Here is a 15272-nt window from a genome sequence, read left to right as displayed (position 1 = left end):
CCCCGCCCTCAGGCGTCCTCAAGGATGAGAACCACCAGCTCTTTCGGGCCATGGGCACCGTAAGCCAGCACCTGCTCGATATCCGCAGTCTTGGACGGGCCGGAGACCAGCAACAGGTTCGTGGGCAAACCCGCGGACCAGTTGTGTTTTTGCATCATTCCGTACAGGTTATCTTCCACCTTACTGGCCTTGAGCAGGGCTATGTGCAACGGCGGCAGCAGGCTCATCAGGCGCGGTTCATGACGGTCCGGCCAGAGCACCAGGGACCCGGTGGCTGCAATGCCGCCCACAGTACCGGTTATGCTGGCATCCACCTTCCAGAACAACTCATCTTTCCATTCCTCGATGGGCCGGTCGTAGACCATCAACTGAACTTTCGCACAGCTCCTCTGCCAGTGCACCGCCAGCTGTCTGCCATGGCCGGTGCCTGGGGCATATAGCAGGTTGCCCAGACCTCGGCTCTCCAGCAATTCCTGCACTTTGGCAGGCCACTGGGCGCTGGTGACCTGATGAACCTCGGTGTGTACCGCTTCCATCAAAGTGCGCAGGCGGGTAATCCGGTCTTCCGCGGCGTACTGCCAGGGAGTTGTAACCAGACCCTCGTCAAAATCATCAGGCCGGGGCGTGGTGCCGGCCAGGCCGGCACGAAGTTTGTTCAGAATATTGCTGCGAGCGCTCATCACCGATCCCCCTGATTCAGATGGGCTTTGGCCAGATCGTGCAACGACCGGCGGGCCGGCACCGGTGCTGAGTGGTTCTCAGTCCATGGGCCGACGTTTTTCGGTGCCAGCTTGCGCAAGCGGGTCGCGCCCCACAGGAACAACCGGTAGAACACCGGCGACGTGTTCAGTCTTGCCCAGAAGCGCCAGATCGCCCGCTCCTTGCGGGAGTATTTGGCACCGCCATCTTTCACTTTCGGCTGCTCCGCCGGGCTTTTCACGTTTTCCTGCCGCAATCGCTGCAGCATTTCCGGAATCGGAATCTTCACCGGGCACACTTCGCCACAGGCACCACACAATGACGACGCGCTGGGATGATCCGGAACCTTGTGCAGGCCCACCATGTGCGGCGTAATGATCTTGCCGATCGGCCCCGGATACACCTCACCGTAGGTATGGCCGCCCACCCGGGTATACACCGGGCAATGGTTCATACAGGCGCCACAACGGATACAGTTCAGGGTCTGGCGCAACTGGGCATCGGCAAAGGCGCCGCTGCGGCCATTATCCAGCAGCACCAGGTGGACTTCTTCCGGGCCATCCAGCTCATCCGCCTTGCGGGGGCCGGAGATCATGTTCACGTAAGTGGTGATGGGTTGGCCCAAGGCGGAACGGGTCAGCAATGACAACAAAGGCACCACGTCCCGCAGGTTTTCCACCACCTTTTCAATGCCGGTCACGGCAATGTGCACCGGCGGCGCAGTGGTACTCATGCGGCCATTGCCCTCGTTCTCCACCAGCAGCAGGGTGCCGGTTTCGGCAATGGCGAAGTTCACGCCGGAGACACCGACATCCGCTTCAAGGAATTTCTGGCGCAGGGTGCGCCGGCCGATCTGGATCAGCTCGTTCACATCCTCGGTTTCCTCCACGCCCAGCTTGTCGTGGAACAGCTTGGATACCTGAAAGCGGTTTTTGTGAATGGCCGGCATGATGATGTGGGAGGGCTTCTCACCATCCAACTGGACAATGTATTCGCCCATATCGGACTCCAGGCACTCGATGTTGCGCTCGGCCAGGTAGTCGTTCATCTCCATTTCTTCGCTGACCATGGATTTGCCCTTCACCACCTGAGCGCCTTTCTTTGCCTCGATGATGGAATGGACAATCCGGTTGGCTTCTTCGGTGGTTTCCGCCCAGTGGACCTTCACACCATTGTCGGTCAGTTTGGCTTCCAGCTGCTCCAGTAAATCCGGCAACCGAGACAGGGCCCGGGCCTTGATGTGGTTACCCAGTTCCCGCAAGCCTTCGCGCTCGTCTTCATCCGGGAAAGCATCGGCGCGCTTTTTCATCAGCGAATCCATAGCCACCCGGAAGTTGGTGCGCAGCTGGTCGTCCGCCAGGGCACCCACGGCGCGGCCACGGAAGCTGTCGGTCAGCTCCTTAATGGGTATGCGCTGGCTCATGGCGTCACCTCACCGCTGACCCGCTCCCACAGGAAGCTGGCCAGGTGCCGGCCCCGGAAGGCCTGTTGCTGTTTTTCCAGCGAACCATTGATGTTGAGCAGGCAGCCACCATCGGCGGTGACCATTTCCGCCGCGCCGGACTCCCGTAGCGAACGGGTTTTGTCCAGCACCATGGCGCCGGAGACTTCCGGCATGCGCACCGAGAAAGTGCCGCCGAAACCACAGCACTCGCTTTCATGGTCGTGGTCCAGTCGCTGCACGTTGGATAGCTTGCCCAGCAGTTCCCGGGCGTGCAGGTGGGTGTTCATTTCCCGGCGGGCAGAACAGGAGGTGTGCAGGGCAATCTGCGTGGGCTGGCCCAGGTCCTGCCAGTCCACTTTACAGACGTGCAACAGGAATTCGGTCAGCTCGAAAGTGCGCTCGGCCAGGCTTTCAACACGCTCGAGGGTATCCGGCTCTTCGGCAAACACTTCCTGATAGTGCTGGCGGAACATACCGGCACAGGAACCCGAGGGCACCACCACCGGCATGCCGTTATCCAGCAGGTTGAGCTGTGCCCGCGCCACCTCCCGGGCCTCATTCACGTAACCAGAGGTCCAGGCCGGCTGGCCGCAGCAAGACTGCGCCTGCGGAAAATGTACGCGAATACCCTCCCGTTCCAGCAGGCGGATGGCGTCCAGCCCAGCCTCGGGGAAGAACAAGTCCACCACGCAGGTGCCAAACAGCGTGACCTCGGCCGGCTTTGCCGGGTAGGTCCGGGGCTTGGGGCGCTCCGGAGCCACACGGGTGGCATTGGGGGCGGCATCGTAGAACAGCTCACTCATCAGTCATTGCCTCCGGGCGATACGGCCACCGGCCGCCCGCCCGTCATCGTTATGTCAGCGTTACCGGCCCATTAACGGGTCCATCACACCCAGGCCATAGGCCGCCAGCAATGCAATCAAACCGGTCGCCAAGAGGTAGTATAGGGTCGGCCACACGGTCTTGCGCAGGGTCTGTCCTTCACGGCCCAACAGCCCCACCGTGGCTGAGGCGGCCACCACGTTATGAATGGCCACCATGTTACCGGCAGCGGCACCCACGGCCTGCACCGCCACCATCAGGGCGGTGGACAGGCCGAGGCTTTCAGCGACACCAAACTGGAACTGACTGAACATCATGTTGGATACGGTGTTGGAACCCGCCAGAAAGGCACCCAGCGCACCCACGGTCGGTGCCAGCAGCGGATAGATACCACCCACGGCATCGGCGGCCCAGGTGGCCATGGCCAGCGGCATACTGGGCAAATCGGACATGTTAACGCCCGAGTTGATCAGGATCCGCACCATCGGCACCGTAAACAGAAGAACAAAGCCTGCGCTCAACAGCACACCACTGGATTCCTTGACGGCATTCCCAAGGGCACGAGCGCTCATGCGGTGAATGAAGAAGGTTGCCAGAACAACCATCACCAGGATACCGCCCGGCAGGTACAGAGGCTGAACACCGGCATTGATGCCTGCCTCACCCAGAATATTCGAGAACGATACACCAACGCTGGTGAAGGCCTGTTTGATCGGGTCGACGGTCCGGCTCAGCACCAGCACGACGCCCACCAGTACATAGGGCACCCAGGCGCGGAAACCGCTCATGGGCTTGGCCGCGATGTCTTCGAGCTTCATCTCGATACTGCCCAGCCACTCCGAGGGCCAGTCCTTGCGGTCGGCAAAATCCCAGGCGTTTTTGGGCATCAGGAAGCCCTTCTTCGCCGCCATGGTCACGATCGCCAGGCCAATCAGGCCACCCAGCAGAGACGGGAATTCCGGCCCCAGAATCACACCGGTCAGCGCGTAGGGAACCACAAAGGCAACACCTGCAAACAGGGCAAACGGCAGCACCTCCAACCCTTCTTTCCAGCTTTTGTTCTTGCCGAAGAAGCGGGTCATCATGGTCACCATCAGCAACGGCATAACCACACCGACAACGGCGTGGGTGATGGCCACTTCCGAGGTGATCAGCTGCAGGTACGCATCCCAGTTGGAGCCCAGAGCCTCCAGTCGCTCGGTAATCGTGGCACGGTCGAGACCCGTGGTTACACCAACCACCACCGGGGTGCCCACGGCACCAAAGGACACCGGCGTGCTCTGCACCATCATGCCCAGCATCACAGCCGCCATGGCCGGGAAGCCCACAGCCACCAGCAGAGGCGCGGCAATGGCCGCCGGCGTGCCGAAGCCGGAGGCGCCTTCGATGAAGCTGCCGAACAGCCAGACAATGATAATCGCCTGAATACGGCGGTCCGGGGTGATGTTGGTAAAGCCCGCCCGAATGGTGGTGATGGCCCCCGAATGTTTCAGCGTGTTCAGCAGTAAAATAGCGCCGAAGATAATCCACAGCAGTCCAATGGTAATCACCAGACCCTGCAGGGTGGAGGCAAGAATACGGTTCAGGGTCATATCCCAGGCGCTGTAACCGATCAGCGCAGTGACCAGGAACACCACGGGCATGGCGCGGCGGGCAGGCCAACGCAGGCCAATCAGAAGGATTCCGGCCAGCAGAATCGGGGCAAATGCCAACAGGGCGAGCAATCCGGACGACATGATTTTCTCCAGAGTATTGTTGTTGGATACTATTTTTGGATAATTGGTAATACCAATTTACAAGTCTGTCCAAGTACGTTATTTGAACACCCTTTGGGCTGTCAAAAGCAGGGCGTTCGACATTCGTCTAATTGCCTATGGGTTTTACTGGGAAAACAAGAACAAAGCAGGCTAATATTTATTGGTAAGACCAATTTATTTATCAACCGGAGCCGTACATGGCCATCAATCAGGTGGCGCCCAGGCGCCTCGCCGACACCATCGTTGAGCAACTGGAAACCATGATTCTGGAAGGCACATTGCAACCCGGCCAGCGGTTACCTCCGGAGCGGGTGCTGGCAGAGCAATTCGGTGTGTCCCGACCATCGTTGAGAGAAGCAATCCAGAAACTGGCCGCCAAAGGCCTGCTCCACAGCCGCCAGGGAGGGGGCAACTTTGTCACCGAAACGCTGGGTGCCAGTTTCAGTGACCCACTGATCAAGTTGCTGGAGACGCACCCGGAAGCCCATCGCGACCTGCTGGAATTTCGCCGCACGCTGGAAGCAGACTGTGCCTTTTACGCAGCGCAAAGAGCCACCGAAGTTGACCGCCAGTACCTCACTCAAGCCTGGACCGCACTGGATGCCTGTTACCGCGACAGCTCCGGCAACAACCTGGAAGCCGAAGGCGCAGCGGACGCCCGCTTCCACATGGCCATCGCCGAGGCCAGCCATAATGTGGTGCTGATGCACACCATGCGTAACCTGTTCAACATGCTCAAGAACAACATTGTGACCAACATCGGCGGCATGTATGCCAGAGCCGCCAAAACCCGGCAGGGCCTGGTAGACCAGCATTCCCGGCTGTTTCAGGCAATCATGGAAGGAAGGGCCGAGGATGCCCGGGCCATTGCCGGCCACCACATCGAATTTGTCCAGCAGACCATCTCGGAACACTCGGAAAACGAACGGCGCAAACAGAGGGCCTTGCGCCGGGAACGGCACAACGCTGACGAACAGGCATAAAAAAGCCGGGGGAGTTCCCCGGCCAAAGTATTCACACGATGCACCAACACAATGCGTGTCGTCCTGATGAGTCTTTAAATTAGCACCCGAACATGACCGTTCAGTGACAGCGCTCGTCAGGCCGGCAACTTTTCCCAGATAGTCAGTTCGGAAAAGCTGTGCTGGAATTTGTTGCGGGTTTCCCGGATCACGAACGGCAGGCTTCTGGGCTCGCCCAGCAGCCTGAAATGAGGCGCCAGCATGTTCTTCAGGCCATCGAGCGTGGTGAAAGGCTCACCATTTTTCAGGTAACCGCCCACCCACTCGGATTTCGGCGTGTAGTCTTCCAGCCAGGTGTAAGGTGATGCGATCACCAGCAAACCCAGATCATTGATCCGCTCGTGGATGGTTTCAAGAAACAGGGACGGCTTGTATAACCGGTCGATCAGGTTACCCGCCAGCACCAGATCATAATCCCGGTAGTCCTGCCCCAGATCGCAGGCATCGCCCTGGTGGAAAGCGACGCGTTGAGCCGCTTCTGCCAGACCCAGTGCCGCCAGTGAGCGCTCCTGATAACTGACCAGCTCACCCTCTTCCGGCCTGGCGTAGCGGGCCCTACCGCTGGCCACAACATCCCGGCAGGTGTTCACAAAGGTCTGGGAAAAATCGACGCCATCGACATGATCAAAATGGCGGGCCAGTTCCAGCGTGGTTCGCCCCACCGCACAGCCGATATCCAGCGCCCGACAGGTTTCACGGCCATTCAGTGCCTCCAGGGCGGCCTCCGCCAGCTCTTTCGGGAAATTCGCCTCGCCATGCCAGGATTCACCAAAGTGAAACTCCAGATACTGGGCCAGGGTGGTATCGTTTTCATAGTAATCGCTGGGATTGTTCACCTATTTCTCCTCTGCTCGGTTCGCATAGCACGGTTTCACTGTACCGCGAATCCTCGATACTGACAGCCTGGGGCTGGAGTCCCGTTCGTCGGGCACGCCGAACTCATGTCACCATCCGGCAAAACACCCTTCACACAAATCACACGCCATCGTCACAGATGTTCGCCAGATTGTCCGTAGCGGACTTCCCGCTAACCAACAATGACTCAGGGACAGAACCATGACGATGAAGCATACACTGCTGGCCACTGCCATCAGCGGTTTTCTGGCCGGCCCAATTCAGGCGGGGCTGGTTATCAGCGAATACGTTGAAGGCTCCAGCAACAACAAGGCTATTGAGTTACTGAACACCACCGATGCCAGCATTGATCTGGCCGCCTGGGAACTTCAGGTTTACTTCAACGGGTCAGACGTAGCTGGTCAGACCTTCAATCTGACCGGCAATGTGGCACCTGGCACCAACTTTGTGTTCGCCCACAGCAGCGCAGATCCGGCGATTCTGGCCGTGGCCGATCAAACCACCGGCGCCGGGCTGTTCAACGGTGACGACGCCGTCGTGTTGCTAAAGGGTGGCGCCGTGGCTGACAGTATCGGCCAGGTCGGTTTCGACCCCGGCAGCTACTGGGGCTCAGGGGATACCCGAACCCAGAACCGCACACTGCGCCGAAAAGCCGGTGCAGTGGCAGACACCAATCCGTTCGATACCTACGACCCGGCCATCGCTTACGACGGTTTCCCACAGGACGATTTTTCAGACCTCGGTAAAGCCGGCGGCAGCGATGGCCCACTTGAGCCAGAGACACCAGACCTCACCTGTGGCGCTGAGGCAACCCGTATTTCCGAAATCCAGGGCCTGACGGACCAGAGCCCGCTGGCTGGCCAGACGGCGGTTATTGAAGCGATCGTCACCGCCAGTTTCAACGGAGACGGACAACTGGGCGGCTTTTTCATGGAAGAAGAACTGCAGCACCGGGATGACGATCCGAGGACATCCGAAGGCATTTTCGTCTTCGCTCCCAATCTTGCAGTAGAGGCCGGCCAACGAATCCGAATCGCCGGCAAGGTACTGGAATATCAGGGGCTGACCGAACTGACCGACATCATCGACAGCACCCTCTGTGGTTCCGGCGAGCTACCCCCGCCCGTGTCTTTGACCCTGCCATGGCCGGATCTGGATTCTCCGGAAGCCTTCGAATCCATGCGCGTCATCTTCAATGAGGCGCTGGTGGTTAACGACAACTACGATCTTGGCCGATTCGGCAGCCTGACCCTGGGTAGCGGACGGCATTTCATTCCCACTAACGTGGCGCTGCCAGGCCCAGATGCCGCACTGGTCGCCGAAATGAATGGCCTGGACAGGATCATTCTGGACGATGGCAGTAATCGACAGAACCCCGCCATCGTGCCTTACCCGTCACCCCAGCTCAGTGCCAGCCAGACTGTCCGCGCCGGTGATACGGTAAACGACCTGCAAGGCATTCTGGATTACCGGTTCTCCGAGTGGCGATTGCAACCAACCACCGCTCCCAGCTTCAGCCAAACCAACCCACGACCAACCGAACCACGGCTTGAGAATCGGGGAAACCTGCTTGTAGCGTCGTTCAACGTGCTGAACTTTTTCAATGGTGACGGCATGGGCGGGGGTTTCCCGACCGCCCGCGGTGCCAACAACGCGGAAGAGCTCAGCCGGCAGACTGCCAAGCTCGCCAGTGCCTTAACCGCCCTGGATGCTGACATTATCGGCTTGATGGAAATTGAGAATGACGGCTACGACAACAACAGTGCCATTGCTGAGCTGACGGCGGCCCTGGGAAGCCAGTGGCAGTATGTTAACCCGGGCCTGACGCAGTTAGGCGGGGACGCGATCGCCGTAGGTCTGCTTTACCGGGCAGACCGTGTTGAGACGGTTGGCAGTGCCGCCACTATCGGCGCCGCCCCGTTCAACCAGCTGAACCGTCAGCCGCTGGCACAAACCTTCCGGTTGATCGGATCTGAGGATGGCCTGACCATCGCCGTTAACCACTTCAAATCCAAGGGCTGTGGTAACGCCGACGGCGCCAATGCTGATCAAGGTGATGGCCAGGGCTGCTGGAACCCGGAGCGAACCCAGGCCGCCAACGCCCTGGCGGACTGGCTGGCTAACGATGCCACGGGCACCGGCGAACAGGATGTACTGATCATCGGTGACCTCAATGCCTACGCCAAGGAAGATCCGATTCGCGCCCTGAACGCACGGGGATATCAGGATCTCGTAGCCGTCCACGAAGGCGAACAGGCTTACTCTTACGTGTTTTTCGGCCAGGCAGGTTACCTCGATCACGCCCTTGCCAATGAAGCACTGGCAGGCAAGGTCAAAGACACCAGCATCTGGACCATCAACGCTGACGAACCCCGGGCGCTGGACTACAACACCGAGTTCAAGACTCCGGAGCAACAGGCCAGCTTCTATGCGCCGGACCCCTACCGCGCCTCCGACCATGACCCGGTGCTGGTGGCGCTTGAGATGGACACCCGCACCGCAGCCGACCGGGCAGACCTGAACGGCGACGGCCGGGTGAATGGCCGCGACCTCGCCCGCTTTATTCTTGCAACCCTGTTCGGTAAGGCCCCGGCGCCAACCTACGACATCAACGCAGACGGCAAAGTGGATGGCCAGGACTTCCTGGCCCTCGTACACGCCATTCGAGGCCGATAATCCGGTCGCACAACACCTGCCAGCGGGCAGGTGTTGTGCCCTTCAAACTGCAACAAAATCATCACGGCTTTGACACCTCAACAACGCAGACTCCCTGTAGTCACCCAACAAGGAGTTCAGGCATGATCCGCAAAACCCTATGGATTGCATTACCCCTGGCCGCACTGGCCGGTTGCAACAGCGACAGCAATAACAACACCCCGGAAGCCGGCAGCTTTACCGCCAACATCCTGCACATCAACGACCATCATTCCCATCTGGAAGAGGGCTCACAGTCCCTGATGATTGCTGGGCAGAGCACGTCCTTTCCGATTGGCGGCTTTCCACGAGTGGCCGGAAAGATCGCAGAGCGTGAGGCGGCCCTGGACAACGTCCTGAAACTTCATGCCGGCGATGCCATCACCGGCACCCTGTATTTTTCGTCGTTTGAGGGAGAGGCCGATGCCCGACTGATGAACCAGGTGTGTTTCGATGCATTTGCACTGGGCAACCACGAGTTCGACCGGGGCGATGAGGGGCTGAAGAAGTTCCTTGATCTGCTGGATAGCGGAAGCTGTCAGACGCCGGTACTGGCCGCCAACGTCAAGCCCCAGGTTGGCACTCCCCTGGCACCGACTGCCGAAGATGACTACATCCAGCCCTACGTCATCAAATCAATCGGTGGTGAGCAGGTGGCCATAGTCGGCATCGACATAGCCAATAAAACCCGCAACAGCTCCAGCCCGCTGGAGACCACCGAATTCCTCGATGAGATGGAAACGGCGCAGGCCATGATCGACGAGCTCGAGGCGGCCGGCATCAACAAGATCGTGCTGCTGACCCATTATCAGTACGAGAACGACCTGAACCTGGCAGCGTCGCTGTCCGGCGTGGATGTCATCATCGGTGGTGATTCCCACAGCCTGCTGGGAGACTTCGATGCCTACGGACTGTCTGCTGCAGGGCCCTACCCAACAGAACTGACCAATGCCGATGGTGACAAAGTATGCGTAGCCCAGGCGTGGCAGTATTCCCGAGTGGTTGGCGAACTCAGCGTTACCTGGGACGAAAACGGCGTAGTGACGTCGTGCAGAGGCACGCCCCACCTGCTCCTGGGTGATAACTTCACGCTCAAAGATGCGGAAGATAACAACTACGAGCCGGAGGGCAGCGAGCGCGCCGACATCCTGGCGGCCATCGACGCCGATGACCAGCTCAGCCTGGTAACGCCAGACCCGACATCCGCACAGCTGCTGGCCTACTACACCAACCAACTGGATGATTTCCGCAACCGGGTAATCGGAACCGCCACCGAAGATCTCTGCCTGGCCAGAATTCCCGGCCGGCCCTATGGGGATGACACGTGCGACGGCGAAGACCCCAACCGCGGCAGCGACATCTCCAACCTTGTCGCCCAGGCCTTCCTGTTCCTGAGCAAGAACGCCGATGTGGCCATCCAGAACGGTGGTGGCGTCCGAACCGACCTGTTTGCTGGCAGCATCACCATCGGCGACGCCTACACGCTCCTGCCGTTTGCCAACACCCTGACGGACCTGGCCATGTCCGGCGCGGAAATCCGGGCGGTGTTGAACGAAGCGGTTGAGTTTGCCCATGTTGAGGGCGGCTCCAGCGGCGCCTACCCCTACGCGGCAGGGCTGCGCTGGGAAGTGGACATGAACCGACCGGAAGGCGAGCGCTTGTTCAACATTGAGGTCAACCCGCGCAATTCGGCCGAATGGCGAGCCCTGGCCGATGACGAGGAATTGAACGTGGTCACCAACAGCTTCACCGCCGGCGGCCGCGATGGCTATGTGACCTTTGGCGCCGTTTCTGACGACGGCCGGGCAACCGATACGTTCCTGGATTATGCCCAGTCGTTTGTCGATTACGTTCTTGAGGTAGGCTCCCTGAGCAAGCCGTCCGCAGACGAATATTCAACCCAGAACTATATACCCGCCCTCTGAAGCAGCGCCTTGGTAACCTCCGGTCAGTCGCCCCCGACTGGCCGGACTTCAGCTACCCTCCCGGTATACTTCTTCGCTATTCTTGAAATAGGCCGCCGACATCACCATGGTTGCCTGTCCATTGATTACAACAGCCACCGGAGAACTATGCCTACCCTGCCCGATTATTCCCTGCTCGAACTGGCCTCCGTCCGCGAAGGTGATTCGGTGAGCACCACACTGGCAAACAGTGTTGCCTACGCCCAACATGCCGAAACACTGGGCTTCAAGCGGTTCTGGCTGGCCGAGCACCACAACATGGAGGGCATATCCAGTTCCGCCACGTCTGTGCTGGTGGGTCATATCGCTGGTCGAACCAACACCATTCGGGTTGGCTCTGGTGGCGTCATGCTGCCCAATCACCCGCCGTTGGTGGTGGCTGAACAGTTTGGCACCCTGGAATGTCTTTATCCGGGGCGCATTGACCTTGGCCTTGGCCGGGCGCCGGGTACCGACCCGATCACGGCCAGGGCGCTGCGCCGTGAAGGCCTGGGAGCAGAACAGTTCCCGGAAGATGTGGCCCGCCTGCAAAGCCTGCTCGGCCCCCTGCAACCGGACCAACCGGTCAAGGCAATTCCCGGGGCGGGCACCGAGGTGCCCATCTGGCTTCTGGGCTCAAGCCTGTTCAGCGCCCAGCTGGCAGCTGCCCGGGGCTTGCCCTATGCCTTCGCCGGGCACTTCGCCCCAAGGCTGTACCGGGAAGCCCTGAGGGTTTACCGGGATAATTTCCAGCCCTCACCCCAATTGGACCGGCCCTACGCCATGCTTGCCATTCCGGCCATTCCGGCCGACTCACTGGATCAGGCAAAGTTTCTGGCCACCACCAGTTACCAGCGCATTCTGTCTCTGTTCCGGGGCCAGCCCTTGTGGATGAAACCGCCGGTTGAATCCATGGACGGTCTGTGGAATGCCGGTGAGAAGCTCAGCGTACTGGATTTCCTGGCGTTACAGGTGACGGGCGACGCCGATGATATCCGCCACCAACTCGATAACCTGCTGGCGGATATCCGCGTAGACGAACTGATGTTCACCGTCGATATCTATGACCCGGCACAGCGCCGTCATGCTCTCGACATCCTGGCGCAAACCCGGGATCAGAGCACCTCTTCAATGGCTTCCATTAACTGAGGATCGTCCGGGCGAACCCGGCTGGGGAAGCTGGCGGTGACCTTGCCGTCCCGGTCCAGTACGTATTTGGTGAAGTTCCAGCGCGGCGGCTGGCTCTGACGGTTGATCTCGCGGAACACCGGGTTCGCCTGGGTACCGGTCACCGGCCCGGGCGCGATCATCGTGAAGGTGACGCCAAAGTTGACGAAACAAACCTCGGCCGCTTCTTCTTCGGTGCTCGCCTCCTGCCGGAAATCATCGCTGGCGAAGCCCACCACAACCAGGCCCTTGTCGCGGAATGTCTGATGCAGCGCTTCGAGCCCCTCAAACTGGCCGGTATAACCGCAGCGGCTTGCGGTGTTCACAACCAGCATCGGCTGGCCGGCGGCCAGGTCACACAGGTTGACGGAATCCCTGGAGTGCAGCTTGCGCTGGTCATGGTCGAGAAACGCGGGGCACTCGGCGGCCCATGCTGGCAAAGCAGCAACCATAAGGGCGATCAGCGGCCACCGCTGCCATCGTGTCGTGTGCATTGTTAGACTCCTGTTCTGCTGACAAGAAGGAATACGATTGCGAGTGGCAATCCGCTCATAACCCGACTTAACGCCAAAGTTCCTGACCAACCACCGGAGTAAATCCCGTGTCTGCACCCGAAACTTTCGTTTTTCTTTCCCATGGGCTCGAAAGCGGCCCCGGGAGTACCAAGATCCAGGCCCTTAAAACGGTGGCGGAGTCGTTCGCCGGCGTCCACGCTGAAGCCATTGATCATCGTAGCACCAAAGACCCGGCCCAGCGCCTTGGGCAAATGCGAGATGCCATGGCGGCAGCGGGTGCTGACCCGGCCCGGACCATTCTTGCCGGTTCCAGCATGGGCGGCTGGGTGTGTGCGCAAACCAGTGCAGACACACCGGTACTGGGCTGTTTCCTGTTGGCGCCAGCCCTGGCCCTCCCCGATTACCCCCAAAGCCGGCCTCGCATTCAGGCCCGGCATACCCAGATCATCCACGGTTGGCAGGACGACGTGGTGCCACCTATGCCGGTCATTGAACTGGCGCAAGCGCAGAACCTGCCAATCCTGCTGTTACCCGACAACCACCGGCTGGAGCACAGCGTTACCCGGGTTGCCGATGAGTTCCGTGCCTTTCTCATGAACACCGGATTAAACCCGCGTCATCATTGACCGATGTCATCCAAACGCCGTGCATGACCGAATCATTTTGGTAGGGTGGTTCTGCTGCCCTCGCCGTTGCCTGAACCCCGGTTCCGGCAGGGCAATCCATAAATGATGAGAGAGAAAGGAGTTACCAATGAGCGATTTCAATAAAAGTCGACGGGTATTCCTGCGCACTGCCGCGTTAGGTGTCGCTGCCGTTCCACTGGCACGGGTGGCCACACACGTTCCGGCAGCCCGAGCCGAAAAGCCGAAAGCGGAGGACGGCCATGCACTGGACTACGTGAACGACGGTAGTACCAGCGATCATGAGAAATATCAGGATGGAAACAAGTGTTCCAACTGTGCGTTTTGGGCCGGGGAAGTTTCCGGGGGATGGGGCGGTTGCCGCCACCCGCAGTTCAGCGATGTACTGGTCAATGCCGATGGCTGGTGTAACACCTGGGTACCGGGCGGTTAACGTAACATGACAGGCGGCCACAAGGCCGCCTGTCATCCACCTGCCCGCCATCAAAAATTCAATTTTTTCCTCCCCTGAGTAAGACAGAAAACCGAATAAATCGAAAATTCATAGACTTGCGATACCAATAAAACCTGTCGCCTGAATTATCTGATTTTGGCCATTTCCTTGCGAAAACCCTCATGTTTTGCCAGTCTTTAATAATGTAACAAAGGATTTCAGCAAAAAAACAAACGGAGACAGCGCGATGAGCAACACAAGTAAATTCAGGAAACTGGCCGGTTTTTCGGCGTTCGCCTTTGCAGCGATCACTGCGGCAAACTCGGTAAACGCAGCTAACTGGCGCTATGCCCATGAAGAATACGAGGGTGATGTTCAGGACGTTTACGCCTACAAATTCAAGGAATACGTTGAGGAGAATTCCGACCACACGGTCCAGGTGTTCCGCTTCGGCGAGCTGGGCGAGTCTGATGACATCATGGAGCAAACCCAGGCTGGCATTCTCAACTTCGTAAACCAGTCACCAGGCTTCACCGGCTCCCTGATTCCCGAAGCACAGATCTTCTTCATTCCCTACCTGATGCCGACCGACATGGAAACGGTTATCACGTTTTTCCGGGAATCCAAGGCCATCAACGAAGACTTCCCGGAGCTCTATTCCGAGCAGGGCCTGGAACTTCTGAAGATGTACCCCGAGGGTGAAATGGTGGTCACGGTAGATGAGCCAGTCACCTCACCGGAAGAATTCCGCAACAAGAAAATCCGGGTAATGACCAACCCGCTGTTGTCGGAAACCTATTCTGCCTTTGGTGCCACACCCACGCCGCTGCCCTGGGGTGAAGTGTACGGTGCCCTGCAGACCAACATGATCCAGGGTCAGGAAAACCCGATTTTCTGGATTGAATCCGGTGGTCTGTACGAGGTATCCCCGAACCTGGTATTCACCGGCCACGGCTGGTTTACCACCGCCATGATGGCGAACCAGAATTTCTACAACGGCCTGTCTGATGAAGACAAAAAGCTGGTTCGCGATGCTGCGGACTACGCCTTTGAGGAAATCATCGTTCACATCGATGGCCTGGCCGATGAAGCCCTGGAGAAAATCCAGGCAGCCAGTGATCGGGTTACCGTTACCCGCCTGAACGACGAGCAGATTGAAGCCTTCCGCGCCCGCGCCCCGCAGGTGGAAGAGCGCTTCATCAACATGACCGGCGAACGTGGCCAGCAGCTGCTTGACCAGTTCAAGGCCGACCTCGAAGCCGTTCAGGGACAGTAAA

Annotated in this window: 13 protein-coding genes; 7 read left to right on the top strand and 6 right to left on the bottom strand. The window is 59.1% G+C overall.

The window, feature by feature from the left end:
• Positions 1-8 precede the first annotated feature (8 nt).
• Genes C7H10_RS07310 through C7H10_RS07295 form a run of 4 tightly spaced genes read right to left on the bottom strand, consistent with a single transcriptional unit; the run spans position 9 to position 4701 of the window.
• Positions 9-680: a LutC/YkgG family protein gene (locus tag C7H10_RS07310; RefSeq protein WP_106694336.1), complete on the bottom strand. Its 672-nt coding sequence runs from the start codon at positions 678-680 to the stop codon at positions 9-11.
• A complete protein-coding gene (locus C7H10_RS07305) occupies positions 680-2122 on the bottom strand; it encodes a LutB/LldF family L-lactate oxidation iron-sulfur protein (protein ID WP_106694335.1) in 1443 nt (480 codons plus the stop codon). Before C7H10_RS07305 ends, C7H10_RS07310 begins: the two co-directional genes overlap by 1 nt.
• Positions 2119-2946, bottom strand: coding sequence for a (Fe-S)-binding protein (locus C7H10_RS07300; RefSeq protein ID WP_106694334.1), 828 nt, complete (start codon positions 2944-2946; stop codon positions 2119-2121). The genes C7H10_RS07305 and C7H10_RS07300 overlap by 4 nt, the downstream gene beginning before the upstream one ends.
• 60 nt (positions 2947-3006) lie before the next feature.
• A complete protein-coding gene (locus C7H10_RS07295) occupies positions 3007-4701 on the bottom strand; it encodes an L-lactate permease (RefSeq protein WP_106694333.1) in 1695 nt (564 codons plus the stop codon).
• Between the two features lie 218 nt (positions 4702-4919).
• Here C7H10_RS07295 and C7H10_RS07290 point away from each other — a divergent pair, with 218 nt between their 5' ends.
• Positions 4920-5705, top strand: coding sequence for a GntR family transcriptional regulator (locus C7H10_RS07290; RefSeq protein ID WP_106694332.1), 786 nt, complete (start codon positions 4920-4922; stop codon positions 5703-5705).
• A gap of 116 nt (positions 5706-5821) precedes the next feature.
• Here C7H10_RS07290 and C7H10_RS07285 read toward each other — a convergent pair whose 3' ends face one another.
• On the bottom strand, positions 5822-6580 hold the full coding sequence (locus tag C7H10_RS07285; RefSeq protein ID WP_106694331.1) for a putative 4-mercaptohistidine N1-methyltransferase: 759 nt from the start codon (positions 6578-6580) through the stop codon (positions 5822-5824).
• 220 nt (positions 6581-6800) lie between these two features.
• On the opposite strand from C7H10_RS07285, the gene C7H10_RS07280 reads away from it, so the two are divergent.
• The 3 genes from C7H10_RS07280 (at position 6801) to C7H10_RS07270 (ending at position 12385) form a co-directional block, all read left to right on the top strand.
• Entirely contained in the window at positions 6801-9275 is a 2475-nt protein-coding gene (locus tag C7H10_RS07280; RefSeq protein WP_106694330.1) for an ExeM/NucH family extracellular endonuclease, read from the top strand.
• Between the two features lie 122 nt (positions 9276-9397).
• Entirely contained in the window at positions 9398-11218 is a 1821-nt protein-coding gene (gene nadN / locus C7H10_RS07275; RefSeq protein ID WP_106694329.1) for an NAD nucleotidase, read from the top strand.
• Positions 11219-11365: 147 nt separating this feature from the next.
• Positions 11366-12385: an LLM class flavin-dependent oxidoreductase gene (locus C7H10_RS07270; protein WP_106694328.1), complete on the top strand. Its 1020-nt coding sequence runs from the start codon at positions 11366-11368 to the stop codon at positions 12383-12385.
• Here C7H10_RS07270 and C7H10_RS07265 read toward each other — a convergent pair.
• A complete protein-coding gene (locus C7H10_RS07265) occupies positions 12352-12897 on the bottom strand; it encodes a glutathione peroxidase (protein ID WP_106694327.1) in 546 nt (181 codons plus the stop codon). The genes C7H10_RS07270 and C7H10_RS07265 overlap by 34 nt on opposite strands.
• 107 nt (positions 12898-13004) lie before the next feature.
• On the opposite strand from C7H10_RS07265, the gene C7H10_RS07260 reads away from it, so the two are divergent.
• From C7H10_RS07260 to C7H10_RS07250, 3 genes are all read left to right on the top strand, one after another.
• Entirely contained in the window at positions 13005-13544 is a 540-nt protein-coding gene (locus C7H10_RS07260) for a YqiA/YcfP family alpha/beta fold hydrolase (protein WP_106694326.1), read from the top strand.
• A gap of 127 nt (positions 13545-13671) precedes the next feature.
• A complete protein-coding gene (locus tag C7H10_RS07255) occupies positions 13672-13995 on the top strand; it encodes a high-potential iron-sulfur protein (protein ID WP_106694325.1) in 324 nt (107 codons plus the stop codon).
• A 247-nt stretch (positions 13996-14242) separates the two neighbouring features.
• The gene (locus tag C7H10_RS07250) at positions 14243-15271 is read left to right on the top strand and encodes a TRAP transporter substrate-binding protein (protein ID WP_106694324.1); all 1029 of its coding nucleotides are present in this window, start codon (positions 14243-14245) and stop codon (positions 15269-15271) included.
• The last annotated feature ends 1 nt before the right edge of the window (position 15272 follow it).

This window comes from Marinobacter shengliensis, assembly GCF_003007715.1.
GTDB lineage: Bacteria > Pseudomonadota > Gammaproteobacteria > Pseudomonadales > Oleiphilaceae > Marinobacter > Marinobacter shengliensis.
The sequence above is the reverse complement of the archived record's forward strand: the minus strand, read 5'-3'. Positions and strand labels throughout refer to the sequence as shown.